At 63.8% G+C, this 16,582-nt stretch carries 14 protein-coding genes; 7 read left to right on the top strand and 7 right to left on the bottom strand.

Annotated elements, in window-relative coordinates:
• Positions 1-53: 53 nt before the first annotated feature.
• Positions 54-1,388: a glycosyltransferase WbuB gene (locus P0D71_RS14225; protein WP_408480625.1), complete on the top strand. Its 1,335-nt coding sequence runs from the start codon at positions 54-56 to the stop codon at positions 1,386-1,388.
• Positions 1,389-1,419: 31 nt separating this feature from the next.
• Here the strand turns inward: P0D71_RS14225 and P0D71_RS14220 are convergent, their stop codons facing one another.
• Positions 1,420-1,851 carry a hypothetical protein gene (locus P0D71_RS14220; protein ID WP_408480623.1) on the bottom strand — a complete coding sequence of 144 codons (432 nt, stop codon included), beginning with the start codon at positions 1,849-1,851 and terminating at the stop codon, positions 1,420-1,422.
• A gap of 245 nt (positions 1,852-2,096) precedes the next feature.
• Between P0D71_RS14220 and P0D71_RS14215 the strand changes: the two genes are divergently transcribed.
• Positions 2,097-2,717: a DapH/DapD/GlmU-related protein gene (locus tag P0D71_RS14215; RefSeq protein ID WP_408480621.1), complete on the top strand. Its 621-nt coding sequence runs from the start codon at positions 2,097-2,099 to the stop codon at positions 2,715-2,717.
• Between the two features lie 221 nt (positions 2,718-2,938).
• Positions 2,939-4,678, top strand: coding sequence for an FAD-dependent oxidoreductase (locus P0D71_RS14210; protein ID WP_408480619.1), 1,740 nt, complete (start codon positions 2,939-2,941; stop codon positions 4,676-4,678).
• Between the two features lie 143 nt (positions 4,679-4,821).
• Here P0D71_RS14210 and P0D71_RS14205 read toward each other — a convergent pair whose 3' ends face one another.
• Both P0D71_RS14205 and P0D71_RS14200 read right to left on the bottom strand, forming a co-directional pair.
• Positions 4,822-6,036 carry a glycosyltransferase gene (locus tag P0D71_RS14205; protein WP_408480617.1) on the bottom strand — a complete coding sequence of 405 codons (1,215 nt, stop codon included), beginning with the start codon at positions 6,034-6,036 and terminating at the stop codon, positions 4,822-4,824.
• Positions 6,033-7,526, bottom strand: a complete 1,494-nt coding sequence (locus P0D71_RS14200) for a hypothetical protein (protein ID WP_408480615.1) — start codon at positions 7,524-7,526, stop codon at positions 6,033-6,035. The genes P0D71_RS14205 and P0D71_RS14200 overlap by 4 nt, the downstream gene beginning before the upstream one ends.
• Positions 7,527-7,921: 395 nt before the next feature.
• Between P0D71_RS14200 and P0D71_RS14195 the strand changes: the two genes are divergently transcribed.
• Positions 7,922-9,076: an acyltransferase family protein gene (locus tag P0D71_RS14195; protein WP_408480613.1), complete on the top strand. Its 1,155-nt coding sequence runs from the start codon at positions 7,922-7,924 to the stop codon at positions 9,074-9,076.
• 134 nt (positions 9,077-9,210) lie between these two features.
• On the opposite strand, the gene P0D71_RS14190 is transcribed toward P0D71_RS14195, so the two are convergent.
• Positions 9,211-10,401 (bottom strand): glycosyltransferase, encoded by a 1,191-nt coding sequence (locus tag P0D71_RS14190; RefSeq protein WP_408480611.1) that lies wholly within the window; start codon positions 10,399-10,401, stop codon positions 9,211-9,213.
• Between the two features lie 341 nt (positions 10,402-10,742).
• Here P0D71_RS14190 and P0D71_RS14185 point away from each other — a divergent pair, with 341 nt between their 5' ends.
• Together P0D71_RS14185 and P0D71_RS14180 are read left to right on the top strand one after the other, a co-directional pair.
• The gene (locus P0D71_RS14185; RefSeq protein ID WP_408480609.1) at positions 10,743-11,996 is read left to right on the top strand and encodes an oligosaccharide flippase family protein; all 1,254 of its coding nucleotides are present in this window, start codon (positions 10,743-10,745) and stop codon (positions 11,994-11,996) included.
• Entirely contained in the window at positions 11,996-13,069 is a 1,074-nt protein-coding gene (locus P0D71_RS14180; RefSeq protein WP_408480743.1) for a glycosyltransferase family 4 protein, read from the top strand. The genes P0D71_RS14185 and P0D71_RS14180 overlap by 1 nt, the downstream gene beginning before the upstream one ends.
• Before the next feature lie 63 nt (positions 13,070-13,132).
• Here P0D71_RS14180 and P0D71_RS14175 read toward each other — a convergent pair whose 3' ends face one another.
• From P0D71_RS14175 to P0D71_RS14165, 3 genes are all read right to left on the bottom strand, one after another.
• Entirely contained in the window at positions 13,133-14,161 is a 1,029-nt protein-coding gene (locus tag P0D71_RS14175; RefSeq protein WP_408480607.1) for a hypothetical protein, read from the bottom strand.
• Between the two features lie 271 nt (positions 14,162-14,432).
• A complete protein-coding gene (locus tag P0D71_RS14170; protein ID WP_408480605.1) occupies positions 14,433-15,044 on the bottom strand; it encodes a hypothetical protein in 612 nt (203 codons plus the stop codon).
• 304 nt (positions 15,045-15,348) lie between these two features.
• Positions 15,349-15,738 (bottom strand): DUF6566 family protein, encoded by a 390-nt coding sequence (locus P0D71_RS14165; RefSeq protein ID WP_408480603.1) that lies wholly within the window; start codon positions 15,736-15,738, stop codon positions 15,349-15,351.
• A 220-nt stretch (positions 15,739-15,958) separates the two neighbouring features.
• Between P0D71_RS14165 and P0D71_RS14160 the strand changes: the two genes are divergently transcribed.
• On the top strand, positions 15,959-16,339 hold the full coding sequence (locus P0D71_RS14160; RefSeq protein ID WP_408185923.1) for a TraR/DksA family transcriptional regulator: 381 nt from the start codon (positions 15,959-15,961) through the stop codon (positions 16,337-16,339).
• The last annotated feature ends 243 nt before the right edge of the window (positions 16,340-16,582 follow it).

Raw genomic sequence — 16,582 nt, 5'->3', positions numbered from 1 at the left:
TATCGCCCAGCCACGCCGCGCGCACGACGCCCTCACTCGCACTGGCAGTCACGATGAAGATACTGATTTACGGCATCAACTATGCGCCTGAACTGACTGGGGTGGGCAAGTACACGGCGGAAATGGCCGTGCTGCTGGCCAACCGCGGACATGAAGTGCGGGTGGTGTGCGCGCCGCCGTACTATCCGGAGTGGCGTGTCGGAGAGGGCTACGCGTCGTGGCGCTATCAGCACGAGACGCGCGACGGCGTGGCGATCTGGCGCGCGCCGCTGTGGGTGCCGTCGCGGCCGAGCGGCCTGAAGCGCATGCTGCATCTGGCGACATTCGCGGCGACCTCGTTGCCGCTGCTCGCACGGCACGTGCTGTGGCGTCCCCATGCGGTGATGCTGATCGCGCCGACCTTGATGTGCGCACCGGGCTTGCTGATGCTCGCGCGCCTCACGCGCGCAAGCGCATGGCTGCATATTCAGGACTACGAGGTCGATGCGGCTTTCGATCTGGGCCTGCTGAAAAGCCCACGCGCGGCCCGCACGGCACGCTGGATCGAAAGCGCGTTGCTGCGGCGCTTCGATGCGGTGTCGTCCATCACGCGGCAGATGAGCGCCCGCGCGACGGCCAAAGGCGTCGACGCATCGAAGGTGGTGTGCCTGCCAAACTGGGTCGACGTGTCGAGCATCTTCCCGCTCGGGCGGCCGAGCGAATTCCGGCGTCTGCTCGGAATTCCCGCTGAACAGAAAGTGATTCTGTACTCCGGCAACATGGGCGCGAAGCAGGGCATTGAAACGCTCGCCGATGCGGCGGTCGCGCTTGCCGCGCGCAAGGACCTTACCTTCGTGTTCTGCGGCAGCGGCGCCGCCAAAGAGCATCTGCTGGAACGCTGCTCGGGATTGACGAATTGCGTGTTCCTGCCGCTGCAACCGGTCGAGCGCCTGAACGAACTGCTCAATCTCGCCGATATACACGTGCTGCCGCAACGCGGCGACGCGGCGGATCTCGTCATGCCCTCCAAGCTCACCGGGATGTTCGCAAGCGGGCACGCGACCATTGCGATGGCGCGCCGTGGCACGGCGCTCTACGAAGCCGTGGCGCCACGCGGTGTGGTCGTGCCGCCGGACGACGTGAAGGCGCTGGCCGCGGCGATCACGGTGCTCGCCAGCGACGCGGAACGACGCGCGGCGCTCGGCAAAGCCGCGCGCAATTATGCGGAGCGCGCGCTCTCGCCGGAGTCGACGATTCGCACCTTCGAAGAACGGCTCGCGGTGCTGTTGCGTAAGTCGGAAGGAAAACAATCGAAAGGCGCGGCACCTCCGGTCGGCCCGCGCGCTGCAGGTGGATCCGGCCCGCGCCGGCACAAGCCGGCCACGGCGGAGGAAGCCGCGCCGGATTGATCCGGACCGCGGCCTCATCATGAAGCTGATTTCACCACGGAGAACGGTAGACGCCGCGTTTACCCGAAGTGTAGGGATCGGCATAGGTGGCTTTCGCGGTGCCGTCCGCAGCCAGCGCGTTGGCCGCAGGATTCGGACGACCCGGCTGGCCCGCTACGCGCACCTGGCCGTTGGCCGCGGCGGGCGCCTTGCGCTGGCCCTTGCCTACCGCCGGTTGCGCACCCTGACCTCCACCCAGCACGGTCATGCGTTGCGTATCGAGCAGCGCGGCGCGCTGGGCGTCGTCGGTATTGCCTTGCACGTTGTCGGTGCCGTAGGGGTTCGGCGAGCCGAGCAACGCCTTCTCGCTGTCGCGATGCGCGGCGCGCCGGTTGGCGGGAAGCTGTGCGTTGACACCATAGGCGTTGACCGCGGTCGCGGCGGGTGCGGGTTCGGGTGCGGCCTTCTGTGCGAAAGCCGGCATCGCGCACGATCCGATTGCGAGAAACATCCAGGTAGCGGTGTGTCGAAGCGAGGTGTTCATCTTGTTCCCCAAGGAGATGCGGTCGGGATAAAGCTATCGTGCGCCAACCAGTACGCGTGTAGCCGCCAAAACGCTTGCCGGCACGGCCACAGTGAAAAGTCCCGCAAGGCGCCGCAACATAATGTAAAGAATTTGCCTGGCATGCCTGCGTATGTTTACCACTGTTCGTGGTTCGGAGAAAGCTGATGGGTAACATTGCCGACGATCCCCATATCGGCCGCATGCCGCAGGCCGATGCTGTGCGCGAAGACGGTCGCGTCATCGAGCTGGCGCAGGCCGGCAAAGGAAACTATCAGGCGCGGCGCGGCGCGCTGATCGAACTGATCTGGTTCGTGCTCGAAGCCTGTGTGATCAACAACAAGCTGCTGCCGTTTTCCGGTGTGCGCGTCGCCTTGCTGCGGCTGTTCGGCGCGAAGATCGGCACAGGTTGCCGGTTCGTGCATCCGGTGCGGGTGAAGGCGCCGTGGAATCTCGAGGTGGGCGACAACTGCTGGTTCGGTGTCGATGTCTGGATCTACAACCAGACGCTGATTCGCATCGGCTCGAACGTGTGCATCTCTCAAGGCACGTTCCTCACCGCCGGCTCACACGACATGAGCACCACAATGGATCTGCACGTTGCGCCGATCGTCATCGAGGACGGCGTCTGGATCACGTCGAAATGCGTGGTGCAAATGGGCGTGACGATTGGCCGTTCGGCGGTCGTGACGCCTTTGTCGGTCGTGCATCGGTCGCTGGACGCCGAGGGCGTGTACGGCGGAAATCCGTGCCGCTTCATCAGGAAACGGTTCGACTCCGTGACCTGACCCACAGACATAGAACCACAGCGTTCGTACGCTGAGGAGGCCGAGGTCGCAGTGCCGGAATGTAGGCTGCCGCAAGGGGCTTGTCGCGCGATATGGTGAGCGGCACCCGAGGCGGCACGCATGCAGAGCCCGGTTGCGACGTTTGCGTAGCATGGTTGCCGGCCGTGGCCGGCGAACCGTGACGCGCTCAAAAAATGCGTGAAGAAGATCGGGAGTAGGGGATGTTCATCGATACGCGTACAGTTGAACAAAACACGGTTGTTGAAACGACGGTCTGCATCATCGGTGCAGGCGTTGCCGGAATTACGCTCGCGCTCGAGATGTCCAGGGCGGGTATCGACGCCTGCGTGCTCGAAAGCGGTGGCTTCGGGCCTGACGACGCGACCCGCGACCTGTATCGCGGCGAGAACGTCGGGCTTCCCTATACGTTCGCGGACGGCTCGCGCAGCCGGTACTTCGGCGGCAGCAGCAACTGCTGGGGCGGCTGGTGCCGCCCGCTCGACCCCTGGGACTTCGAAAAGCGAGACTGGATCGCGCACAGCGGCTGGCCGTTCGGTCTCGACGAACTGGCGCCCTACTATGCGCGCACGCATGAACTGCTGAAGCTCGGTCCGCAGAATTTCGACCCCGCTTACTGGGAGCGCGAGATCGGGCGCCAGGATGTGCGCCGTCTGCCGCTCGCCACCGGCGATATGCGTGACACCGTCGCGCAGTTCAGCCCGCCGGTGCGCTTTGGCAAGACGTATCGCGAGGAACTGTCGCGCTCCACGAGGGTGCGTGTGTTCCTCCACGCAAACGTGCTCAATATCGACGCCGACGCACAAGGCACGACGATTTCCAGGGTGAAAGTGGGCACGATCAGCGGCCGCCGAATCTCGGTGACCGCGAGGATTTTCGTGCTGGCCACAGGCGGCATCGAGAACGCGCGCCTGCTGCTCGCGTCGAACAATGTGCAGGCCGCCGGCCTCGGCAATGCCAACGACCTGGTCGGCCGCTACTTCATGGACCATCCGCGCATGATGTCGGGCAAAGTGCGCTTTCGTCCGGGCGTCGCGCGCAACAAGCTGTACGACATCAAGTATCACTACCAGAACGCGGCGGTGTCGGCGCACGGTACGAAGATCTCGTCTCAGTTCGCGCCAACGCAGGAGTGGATGGAACGGGAGAAGCTGCTGAATTCGCGTGTCTGGCTCTACTCGAAATGGTACGGCGAAGGCAGTGCGGGTTCCGAGGCGCTGATCCGTTTCAAGGAAGCGCTGATGGGCAAGGATCAGCCGGGTCGCAGTCTGAAGCGCGACGTCGAGACGATGATTTCGCACCCGCTGCATACCGTCGGCTTCGGTTTGACGCGGCTGTTGCAATGGCCCGCGCTGATCACGGACGTCACGCTGCAGGCGATCGTCGAAGCGGTGCCCGATCCGGATAGCCGCGTGACGTTGTCGACCGATAAGCGCGACCATTTCGGCATGCCGCGCGTACGCGTGGAGTGGCGCCTCGGCGAACAGGTGCAGCGCACTTTCGATAAGACCTTTCAGTTGCTCGCGCAGGAATTGCAGATGGCGAACGTCGCGGACGTCACGCTCGACGAGCCGCTCGAAGGCCGGACGTGGCCGGTGAAACTCGAAGGCACGTGGCACCACATGGGCACCACGCGCATGCACGATTCGCCGCGCGAGGGCGTGGTCGATCGCGATTGCAAGGTGCATGGCATGAGCAATCTGTACATTGGCGGCAGCTCGGTGTTTCCGACCGTCGGCGCGAATTTCCCGACCATCACGATTGCCGCGCTGTCGCTGCGCCTTGCCGGTCATCTGAAGCGGCAACTCGATTTGCCGGATCTCGTCGGCACCAATCGCGTCGAGGCCGCGAACAGCGCCAGCATGTCGCTTCAGGCGCCGTCTCAGATCGATACGTTGCCGATCGCGGCATCGACCTTGACGCCCTTGATGAAGGAGCAGTGAACGGGCACTGAAGACGAAGGAGAAATGGCGCGCCTCAGGCGCGCCATTTTCAATTTAAGTCGGGACTTTGTGCGCTGTCGTGTCGCGATGTCACGAGCCAGGCGCGTGCGCGTACTGCGCGCCGCGTAGCTGACCGTGCGCGTTCAGCGGCTTTGCTGGGTTGCTTCGCGCAGCGTGGTGAGCGTGTTGTCACGCGCGTCTTCGTGGCGGCCCTTGGATTCGAGCAGGGCGGTCAGTGCGCTGACCATGGTCTCGACCCGGAAGCGCGCATTGAATGTGCGAGCCGCCTGCGCGCGCATTGCCTCGCGAGCGGTGTCGTCGAGTTCGAGCCAGCGTATGAGATTCTTTTCCGTACCGTCGACCGTATCCGCGGCCACCAGCCCCGCGCCGTCCGCTTCGATCTCGCGCCACACATTGACCTTGTCGGAGATCAGCGCCGGCAGCCCGCAGCCGAGCGCCTCAGCCACCGCCACGCCGAAATTCTCCTGATGCGACGGCAAAATGAACACGTCGCTCGCATGAAAAGCCCCCCACTTCAGGTCGCCTTGCAGCATGCCCGGCAGACTCACACGATGCGCGACACCGGCCGCCTGCGCCTGGGTGCGCAGTGTCGTGGCCCAGCCGGTTTCGTCCGGACCGGCGATGACGAGGTGCAACGTCTGATCGCGGCTGGCAATGCGCGCGAACGCGTCGATCAGCAGATCGCAGCCTTTTTTCGCATGCACGCGGCCGAGAAACAGCACGATGCGCTTGCCGCGCAGGCTGGGGATAGCCTGCAGGAATGCTTCGCGCAGCGGCGCGGCTTCGAGTTGCGGCACCGCCGTGCCGAACGGCACGATGCGTTCGTGCGCCCGGTACAGCCAGAACGATTGGCGCGCTCGCGTGCGTTCTTCTTCCGTCGTGAAGATGACGGCGCGCGCATCGCGCAACACGCGATACTCGGCCCACGGCCAGTACAGCCACTTCTTCAGATGCTTGAGCGGATAGGCCTCTTTGAACCACGGGTCCAGCATGCCGTGTACATACACGTAATACGGCACCTCGCTGTTGTGCAGGACTTTCCAGGCCGCGAAGCCGTGGTATTGCCACAAGCCGTGGACGATCACCGCGTCGAAGCGCTTCGCGTTGGCGGCAAGCCAGGGGGCGAGGCGCTCGCTGAAGCTGTAGCGGCCGCGGGTCGGCCCGAAGGCGTGGACCGGGAACGGGAAAGCCGCGAGGTAGGCCTCGTTGGGCGCATCGCACGTCGCCACTTCGATCTCGTGCCCGGCTTCCTGCATGGCCACGCCGCTGCGGCGCACGCCTTCAACGGGACCGCCGGCGCGTGGGTCGACGCTTGCAAGCAGGTGGAGGATTTTCATCGGATGATACCGGGTCGGTTGGAGCGGTGCCTCTGCGGCGTGTGCGGGACGAGCGCGCCGTACTGGCGGGAGTCGGTGCCGGTATCGGCTGAGCTCGACATGCCGAGCGCGGACGGGAGGTCGGCGCGGCCCATGCCGGGTTGGATCCGGCCGGGCAGCTCGGGCATTGCCTCCGCCCGTACATACGGCGGACGACGCAAGCGCCGCGCGCGAGCCGGCAGCGCGCGCTGCAAGCGCGCGTGAGTGGCGATCATCAAACCGAGCGCGACGCCGAATATCAGGCCCGAAAAACGCGGGCCGAGAGGATTGCCGCCGATCGACGTGGCCGGTAACGCGGCAAACAGCATGATGGCGCGCCCGAGCACCGGCAACATGGGCGCGTCGGGCACCACAGAGCGCCAGTACCGATACGAGAAGAAGCAGATCGCCAGCGCCGCAAGGGTGACCAATGGCATGGCGAGGCCGAACAGCAGGCCGCCCGCGAAGAACTGATAGACCCAGAAATTGTGTCCCGCGGCCCACTCGCTGATCGCGTAGAAGTCTTTCTCGCTGATCTGACCGGCGAGGTCAGGCAGATAGACCGGTGAGTAGCGATAGTAGTGACCGTAGCCTTCGCCGAATAGCAGCGTCTCCGGTTCCGCCGTCACCTGATCGTACTGGTCACGCATTTCGGCGAGACGCGTGACGGTGGTCGGATCCTTGCCGGAGCGGGTCTCTTCGGAGAAGAAAATGCGCTGCGTCCAGTGTTCGGCGACGGTCGGAAAACTCAGCGCCGCAACGCCGGCCGCGCCGGCGAGCACGGCACTGATAATGATCGTGCGGCTCATCGCGCGCCAGATATGCCGGATCGACGGCGCGCTGAGCGCCATGGCGATCAGGAACAGCAGCACGGTGCCGATCATCGCGCTGCGGGTCACGCTCAGCAGCTCGATGACAACGCTCAGAGCGAACACCGACACGGTAAAAAAGGAAAAACGCTTCGCCACGATGAATTCGTGGAGCAACACGCCTTGCAAACCCAGCAAGGTCACGGAGAGGATGCGGAAGCGCACGTCGTCGAGACCGCCGCCGGTCGCCATGCCGTAGACCAGGGTGAACACGAGGCTGATGACGTTGGCGACGAACAGGGCTTTTTCGAACTGGGCGATGCGGAACTCGCTCCACGGGCGACATGCCACGAGATAGCCCAGCATGAAGAGGACGAATGGCAACAGCACGCGCAGGTAGTTGCCGGTGTCGTTATCCTGAACCAGTTGCGCGACGATGCTGCCGAACACACACAGCATCACGCTCCACGTGACGGCCGAGCGCAGCCGCGAGCGTTCGCGAAAGCGCGGCGCGATGAGAAGGAGCGCAATGCCCGCGGCGATCGCCGGAAGGACGAAGATGAACTGCGCGAAGTGGCCGGTATTCGCGTCGGTCGCCTTATAGTCGAACGCAAGCGGTAGCAGAAAAATCCATATCCAGGGCGTTGCATACTGATGGCGCATTACTGATCCCTCCCCGTCGCCTTCGATCCGCCGTCGGTCTATAGCGGACGGTCTCGCATCGGGTTATTTTGAAGGAATCTCCCGCGCTGTTAGTTGGCTGGACCGCATTCGTCGAGCATTGCCTGGGTTCTGGCGTCGGCGGAAAGCGCATGCTCTGCAAGACGCGCGCAAACTTGCGTATCTTGTCGGCCAATGCCTTGAAGTTGGCGCGCACGCACGCTTGCCGACACCGAAGATGCAAAAAGGGCCACGCGCCCATGAACGACGACAGCAACCATCTTGCATGGGATCAGAGTAGGGCTAAAAGCGCTAAAGCGCCAACTCTTCTCGCTCACATGTGCGTAGGACCAGCGTAAGGCGCTAAAGCGCCAACTCTGGTCGACAGGGGGAACAACATGAAATTATTCGGCGGGGCGGGACCCACAACAGCCGGGCGGGCAGTCGAGCTGGACTTCGTGCGCGGCATCGCCATCATCATGGTGATGGGCTTTCACTTTCATGCTGTTCACACCGGCAATTACCTCATTCAGATTATTGAGTACCCGCTGAAGAATTTCGGCCGCGAAGGCGTGAATCTGTTCTTCACGCTCAGCGGTTTTCTGGTGGGTGGCCTGCTGCTTCGACAGTACGCCGAGACCGGACATGTCGACGCACGGCGCTTTATCATCCGGCGGATTTTCCGCATCTGGCCCGCGTATTACGTGCTGATCGTCTTTCATGTGCTGGCCGGACGTCACCCGTGGAATTCCTTCCTGATCCAGAACCTGACCCACTTGCAGAACTATCTGGGCACCTCGATTACCCAGACGTGGAGCCTTGCCGTCGAAGAACACTTCTATCTCGTGCTGCCCGCGCTTCTGCTTCTGTTCGCGCGCTGGCGTCTCGGCGCCTGGACGATCGTCAGCGTGCTCACCGGCATCTGCGCGATAGTGCTCGCCGCGCGCTGTTTCGCCGTGGCGGGCGGCAATCTCGAGGCGGCTTTTGCGTATACGCAATACCGGATCGACAGTTTGCTGGTCGGCGTGATTCTTTCCGCGATCTACTGGATGAAACCCGGCGTCTACCATCAACTCGCGAAGCGCAAGTGGCTGCTGATCTTCAGCGTCGTCCTGCTTTGCGCATGGCTCGCCTTCGCCACGAAGAATCTCGCGCTGGATGAAAGCATCGGCTATACGATCCAGGCGATCGGATTCGCCGCGCTGATCGTGCTGGTGCTGGAGTACTCCGGGTCGCTGCGTCAGTCGTGGCTGTATCGCGGTGTGGCGTGGATCGGCCTTTATTCGTACGGTATTTACTTGTGGCATTCGCTCGCGCTCGCGCCCGGCGACATGCTGATTCGCAAAGCGACCGCGCTGGGTCTCGCGCCGAGTCTCATCTGGGTTGTCGCGCTTGCGGCGCAGTTTGCGATTGCGATTACGATCGGCTACGTGACTACGCGCGCTATCGAGTACCCGTTCCTGCTGATGCGCAACGCGCTGTTCCCGGAAAAGCGCAGCAGTTCGGTGCGCGAGCAGGTGCCCGCCGCTGCGGCGGGTGGCCAGTTGTCCTGAGCAGGGAGAAATGCGGCCGGTTACGCGTGTATCCGGCCAATTAACAGATGCCGCAAATGCCGCAAATGCCGCAAATGGCGAGGCGTCCATCGTAATGATGGACGCCTCGCTTTTTTTGAAAGCCGCCTGGGCGGTCAGGCCATCTGTTGCAGCAAGGTCTGCTTGAACTGCCCGAGCGTATGCCGTGACAACAGATCCTCGCGGGCGCCAGGTACGGTTTCAGGCGCGTGCGGCCAGGAGGTCATCGTCTCGGTGATCGCACGGCCGATCGACGCGGAACTCAGGTCGCTCAGGATCGGCCCCAATTCGCAACGCCGGCTGAACCAGCCGATCAAACCGTCTTCCGTCGCGATGACGGGTTTGCCGAAGCGGTACGCCTGCACCAGCACGCCGCTCATGCCGTAGTGCCCCTTATAGCCGAGCCAGACCGCGTCGCACGCGGAGAACAGGTCGCGCTCCGTATCGTTCGAAATGAATGTGTCGAGCACCAGCGGTGCGGGTTTGAGGCTGCGCACATGGTTGCGCATGAAGTGGCGCGTGCCCGCATCCTGCTCGCCGGCGACGATCAACGTGGGTGCATGTTCGAGTCGCGTGAGCGCGTGAACCAGTTCGTAGATGCCCTTGCGTTCCGTGATCGCGCCGTACACCAGCAAATAGCGCTGTTCGGGATCGAGCCCCAGACGGTTGCGGGCCAGCGCCGGGTCCTCCGCCTGCTCATCGGGAAAGGGATCGGCCACATAGGCGATGGCCGCGCTGTGTTTCCACGCGTTATGGGCCGCCCATTCGGGCAGCGTGGGGTCGATCGTCAGCAGCGTGCGCAGGCCGGTGGTGCGGACCGCGCGCTTGAATAGCTGCGACTTGACCGCATTGACGAGCGGACGATCGGGCGCCTTGATGCCGACCTTGTGGTGATGAAACGTCGCGCGCATCGTGATGCCGATCCACGGGGTGTCGCCGAATGGCGAGCCGAGAAACGGCAGCGAATAAAAGAAGTAATCGACGTAAGGCACCACCACGAGACGGATGGACTGCATGCGGCTGATGATCGTGTACACGCGCTTGAAGTAGCGGTGAAAGCGCCAGTATTCGTTGGGCTCGCGCAGGCGGCTGCGCGGCCGCTCCTCGGGATCGACGAAAGCGATCTGCTGGTCCGGGCGGTTGGCGGCGGTGATTTGCCGCGCGAGCCGGTGGTCTTCGTTGGCGCATTCGGTGACGAGCATGCACGGATAGCCGGCCTCCGCGCAGGCCTGCATGGTCCACTCGACATAGCGCCAGCGGTGCCCGGTCAGATTCGGTTCCACAATCAGGACGTAGTCTTGTTCCATTGCGTCGGCAGCCATTTACGTTGGGTGAAAAAGTGCTCGTGCGCCTGTTCCTGAGCGGCGTCGGCTGAGCAACGTTAGCACCGCCGGAATGGGTAGAAGCACTAATTTGACCCGCTTTGTTGGTTAACGTACTAGGGGGTGTTGGCCGCGGCGGAACCAGCCTAGCTGATGGCGGTTGTCGGCGATTCTCTCGCGGTATGGTCGTGCATGGAATTCGATGAAAAACTTCGCCAGCTTGCTGGTGCAATCTAACTAATAATGCGCCGGCGGCGTTCGCAGCGATGCGTGAAATCGCTGTGCGTGGCCGATTCACCGGCGCTGCGATTCGACGGAGAAATAGCTTGCGGGCGATCAGGCTTCCGGCGTTCTCGATGGCGGGCAGCTTCGGCGCGAGTGCGGCGACGTGGGTCCTGCTACAACAGTTCGCTGTGCGTGGACTTGTAGCGATCAAATTTCTTGCGATCGGACGGATGCTCGGGCCGGCGGCGATCGGCAGCGTGAGCGTGGCTTTGCTCGCGGTGGCGATTGCCGAGGCGTTGTCCGACACCGGGCTGGCGCAAGCGGTCATTCAAGGCGAACATCCGCCGTCGCGCTCGCAACTCGGCGCGCTGTGGACGACATTGACGGCGCGAGGCGTGCTTATCTCGCTGCTGCTGGTCGCGCTCGCCCCGTTGCTGAGCGACCAGTTTCATCTGAACGGCTCGCTGGTGCTGATCCAGCTCGCCGCGCTGCTGCCTTTGCTGCGCGGGCTAGCTTCGCCCGCTTATTACGTCGTGCAGCGTGAGCGGCGGTTCCAGCACATCGCCGGGGTGGAGGTGGCGGCGGCGTTCGTCGATTGTTCGGTCGGGCTCGTGCTCGCGTATTTCGGCGCGGGCGCTGCCTCCGTGCTGCTCGGCCTCGTGGCGGGCGAAAGCCTGAAGAGCACGCTGACCTGGGCGACCATGAAACCGCGGCCGCCGATCCGCGCCGTGTGGTCGGGCATCGGCCACTATGTCGGCTTCAGCCGATGGATCTGGGCCAGCAGCGTGATCAACCTGCTGCTCAACCAGTTCGACAAGGTGGTGGTCGGCAAGCTGCTCGGGCCGGCGCAACTGGGCAGCTATCAGATGTCGTCGCGGCTCGCACAGATGCTGCTCGCGGACGCCGCGATCGCCATGTCGCAATACCTGTTCCCCACGTTCGCGGCGCATTACCGGCGCAATCCGCAGTCGGCGGCGCGCGTCATCAAGATCTATCTGCTGGTGGTCGCAATCGGGCTCACTGCTTTCGTCGCGCTGCTGAGGCTGGTCGCCGAGCCGCTCTTCTCGCTGGTTCTCGGCGCGGCGTGGCTGCCGGCGGTGCCGCTCTTCAGAATTCTCGTGATCAACATGGCGATCGGTGCGTTGATCGCGGTACTGGTGGCTTATCTGCGCGCGGTGGGCGACGCGAAAGCCACCGTGCACGCGTCGGCGATCCAGGTCGTGGTGCTGCTGCTGAGCGCGCCTCCCGCCGTTCACTGGTGGGGTGTGACGGGCATTGCCTGGTCCATGACGCTCGGCCTCGGCTGCGCCGCCGCATGGATGCTGTTCAGGACATTGACGACGAGGACCTCATGATGCGCGTATTTCATCTGGTCCTTGCACCGCGCCTGTCGGGAGCCGAAGTCCTGGCCAAGGACCTCGCGCTCGACCAGTGCGCCGAGGGCATGGCGGTGTGCGTGGCTTCGCTGTTGCCGGCGCATGCGGAATTCGCGCCGCTGCAGGACGAATTGGAGCGCCATGGCGTGGAGTGCGTATTTCCGCAGCGGCGGCATCGTGCGCTCGTCAAGCTATGCCATCTGTTCGCCGCGGTGCGGCGCTTTCGCCCGGATGTGATTTTTGCGCACGCGACCATTCCGTCGTTCTACGCGCGTGCGTTGCCGCTGCGCGTGCCGGTGGTGTATGTCATGCATTCGGCGACCAACGACTTCGAGCGCCCGCTGTTCAGGCGCGTCGAGCATATCCTCTCGGCGCGCGCGCGTGTGGTGATCGGCGTTTCCGAGCAGGGCGTGACGGACTACGTGCAGGCCATCGGGCCGCATCCTTCCATGACCGTGGTGCCGAACGGCGTGGACCTCGAACGCTTTTCGTTCACTGACGGCGCGGAGCGGGACGGCCGCACGGCGCAGGTGGTGCAGATCGGCCGGTACGCGGCAGTGAAGAATCAACTGGCGACGCTGCGGGCTTTCAGCGAAGTGCTCAGGCGGGGGAAAGACGCGCGTCTCGTGCTGTACGGCGTGGTCGAAGACCCGGACTATCAGCGCGCGGTCATTGCGCTGGCGAAAACGCTTGGCATTGCGGAATGCGTCGTGGTCGCGGGCCCGCGCACTGACGTCGCCAGTGTGCTCTCCGAGTCGAACGTGTTCGTCATGCCGTCGCAATCCGAGGCGCACAGTGTGGCATTTCTCGAGGCGCTGGCCTCCGGCGTGCCGATCGTGGCGAGCAAGATTCCGGCCTTCGCCTTCGCGAACGGCTTTCCGGGTGTCCAGCTGATCGATACGGACAATGTGCAGTGCTACGCCGAGGCAGTGATTGCCGCGTTGGGGCAGGAGCGGGCGCAACGTTCGCTGACCGGCTTGACGCTCAGGGATACCGCCGACCGCTATCGCGCGATCGCGCGTCAGGTGAGTCTTGCCGTCTCGGCCCGTTAGGGCGCGACACCCGCAAGCGCTCGTCGGCTTTGGTTCATGACCGGCTTGCAACTGACCGTGCCATCAGTGATGGCTGGTCAGGTCGCGTGTGTCGGGTGCCGGCTCGGGCGCGGGCTCCGCGGCCGGGGGCATCTGGAGTTCGGTCTGGCGCTGCGCAAGCGTGACAAGACGTTGGGCTTCCTTGCTGCTGGAATCGATCTGCAGCGCGGTGCCGGCGTTGTGCGAGACGCACGTCCATCGGGCGATATATCCGCAGCCTCGCGCGAGACTCAGTAACGCATCGCGTTGCTGTTCGCGCGCGCTCAGCGTGGAGCGTATATTCAACGCGTCGCGATTATCCGGTTGCGCGGCAATCGCCGCCGCGAGGCGCGCTCTGGTTGCCGATAAATTGTTCTCCTGAAGATTGGCGCGCGCGGCGCGCAGATGCCGGGACACGTCCGCGCGTGCCTTATCCGGTGGCTTGCCTGACTGGCCGCCCGAATCGCTTTTCGCGCCGGGGTCAACGGATGCGACGCGGCGCGCGAGCGGCGGGGAAGCGGCCGGTGGCGGAATCGGTGGCGAACGCGCCGGCGCGGGTCGAAGCGCGGCGACCGTCGTAGGTTTCTGTGCGGCCACGGTCGCCACGGGCTTCTGCGGGAGAGGGGCAACGGGCTGCTGCGCGGGGGCGGCAACAGGCTGCTGCGGGAGAGCCACAACGGGTTTCTGCGCGAGAGCGGCCACCGGCTTCTGCGGGGCAGCGGCAACGGGTTTCTGCGCGAGGATGGTCGCGGGTTTCTGAGGCGGGGCGGTCGCGGATCGCTGAGCGCCCGCGGGCGCGGACTTCTGGGGCAAGACGGCAAGCGGCGCGACACGCTGTGTCTGCACCTTGCCGGAGACCGCGATAGGCGTGCCGACCTTCGAGTCGTTGCTACGGATGAAACCCAGATACACCGCGGACGTCACCGCCAGCACCGACGCGGCCAGCACAAGTGGCTGGCGCAACCGTTGATATATAGGCACCGCGACGACGGGTTCCTCGACGAACTCATAAGGATTGACCAGCGCGCGCGAGGACGGACTCCGGATCTTGCGGATGGGCAGCCGGCTGTCCACCAGCGGCTGTGAGTCGTTCAGCGGCTCGTGTAACGGGACTTGCAGGGAAGGACGCGGGGCAGCGCGCGCGGCGAGCGACTCGTGCGGCCACTGATGACACGAAGGACAAGGCGTGAAGCGACCGGCTAGCGGGACACCGCAGTGTCCGCATCGGGATGGATCGTGCTGATCGGAGGTCAAGTCGCTAAGCATCGCCGTGTCGCAAAGGGGCGTCGAATGCCGGCGCCACAATCAGAAAAACAAGGCACCGTAACGAGGCTTGCAAGCAAGGTTACTGTGCGACTACGTAACCCCGCGCTTGCATGCACGCGCCATACGCGGCCCAATACTGTGTCATTGGCGGCTCGGGCGCAGGCAGAGGCGGCAGCTTCACACCGGATGCCGCAGCCACCTGGGCCGCACTAGCAGCCGCCGTTTCCGAGGCGCCGTTTTCCGCACTTGTCGCCGATGTCGCCGATGTCGCCGATGTCGCCGTGGTCGTGGTTCCCGCCAGCGGAGCGCTCGCCGCCTTGGGCGCCGAAGCACCTTTGGTCGGCGCCGCAGCAGCCGTGGTCGCGGCGGGCGCGCTTGCGCCTGTTGCGGTGGCCGCAGCCGGCATGCTGGCGCCAATCGGCGCGCTCGAAAAACTGCTGGAGGGCAATGGCGGTCGCGACGGCACACCCGTCGACGAGGTCTTGGTGGCAGCCGGCTTGCGTGGCGGAATCTGCGGTTCCCGGGTGATGTTGACCTTGGTCTGCTTGTTCGCCGCCGCGTAACACGTTGCGTTGTCGATACTGCGCTGGTAAGGGCTTTGACTTCGGATCGGATAGGTGAGCGGCTGCCATGCGAAGGCAGCACTGCTGCACACCACTAGCGTCAGTACGGTATATGTTTTGATTTGCATCGCAGTCGCTCCCGCAGCGATGTTTCGCCTCTCGTAGGCAATCGCGCTTCGCGGTATGTTCTGATAGCTGCTGATTTTGCCGCTGAACGGCGGCTCACTGCCGCGAAGGCTGCTTTCCTGAGCGTAACACCGTGTATTGTCGACGCAATACACTGCCATAGCGCGCGAAACCGCCATCCTGCAGTCGAATCAAGACACGTCGGGGCGAATTGGCGGAAAAGTCAGGGCTATCCCTGGGCACGCCGGCCTGATCCCGCGCTCGCTACGCAAGGCTACCGGGCGCGATGTTCCGTCGCTGTGGTTGCTACGTGGTAGGTTTGGCACTGCGCGATTGCTCGACGTCACGGAACCAGGTTTCCGCTCGGGAGCGCTCGGCAACGGTGGAGTGGGGTTGCCGCGCATTCAGGTCTTGATCGACGAACCGGTAAGCCCATTCGACGCCGTCCCTCGTGGCTTCCTCTTCAGTCAGCCATTCCGGTTGGGTCGTCATAGGACGGTCATAGATTGCGGCTCCCGCGCCTCGACTGACGCTCACACTCGCAACCCACGCGCCGCGCTCGTTAAGTTCAGGCCGCACCACGATTTCAAACTCGCCGTAAGAAACTGTGCATGTTGGCATCGCTTTCTCCTTTGCAGCGTTCGCGATCGACATCCGCCTGCATTCAGCGCGCATGCTTCTCAGAAGAGCCATCATGCCGCAATTCCATCCTGTCGACAGCAGGATAGTCAGCCTGAACGGCAACGCACTGCGCGTATGCCGTCGATCGCTCTCATCGGCGAAGCCCGGCTTCACTTGGGCATGACTTGCTCGTAGACTTCAAGACGAGAAGCTGAATGGCCACGCATTTCGGGAGTTGGGTGAGTGACGCTTCACGCTACCGCGTGCAAAGCGAATCGACGCAAGGGAGAGAATCATGGCGGAGCAACAGGGTGAGTTGAGTGAGGGGTTCATCGCGCAGCAGCGCGAGCGCCTCGAGGCGCTTCGCCGGGAACTGCTGGGCGGGGAGGAGAACACGCTCGCCGACGAGCAGGCAACGCAGGAGCAGCATGGCGATGAAGCGGAGGAGTACGAGGACGAAGCGCAGTCGATGGCCCAGAAAGAGGTCAACCAGGCGCTGCGTGACGTGAACGACCACCGCATCGCGGACATCGAGCGCGCGTTGCAGAAGATCAAGGAGGGCACCTACGGTCTTTCCGACGGGAGCGGTTTGCCGATACCGAAAGCTCGGCTTGAAGTCACGCCGGAAGCTATTTTCACTGTCGAGGAACAGAGTCGGCGCGAAACCGGCAAGTGACGGCGTTCCGGTGATACGTGTCGGGTCGATCCGCCAATGCTTTCCACTGGAAAATCAATATTCCCTTCTACGCAGCCCGTTCATGGAGTGCATGGACGGATTCCGGGTTCGTTACGCTAACCATGCCGTGATTGCCTCACTGCGCAGAGGAAGGCGCTGAATGCCGGACCAGAACGGCATTCAGCCGGGCGAAGCCATTACCTTACCGGAACATCGAGACGCTCAATCCGCTCGTTCCACCGC

It is taken from the genome of Paraburkholderia sp. RL17-383-BIF-A, from assembly GCF_046028015.1.
GTDB lineage: Bacteria > Pseudomonadota > Gammaproteobacteria > Burkholderiales > Burkholderiaceae > Paraburkholderia.
The sequence above is the reverse complement of the archived record's forward strand: the minus strand, read 5'-3'. Positions and strand labels throughout refer to the sequence as shown.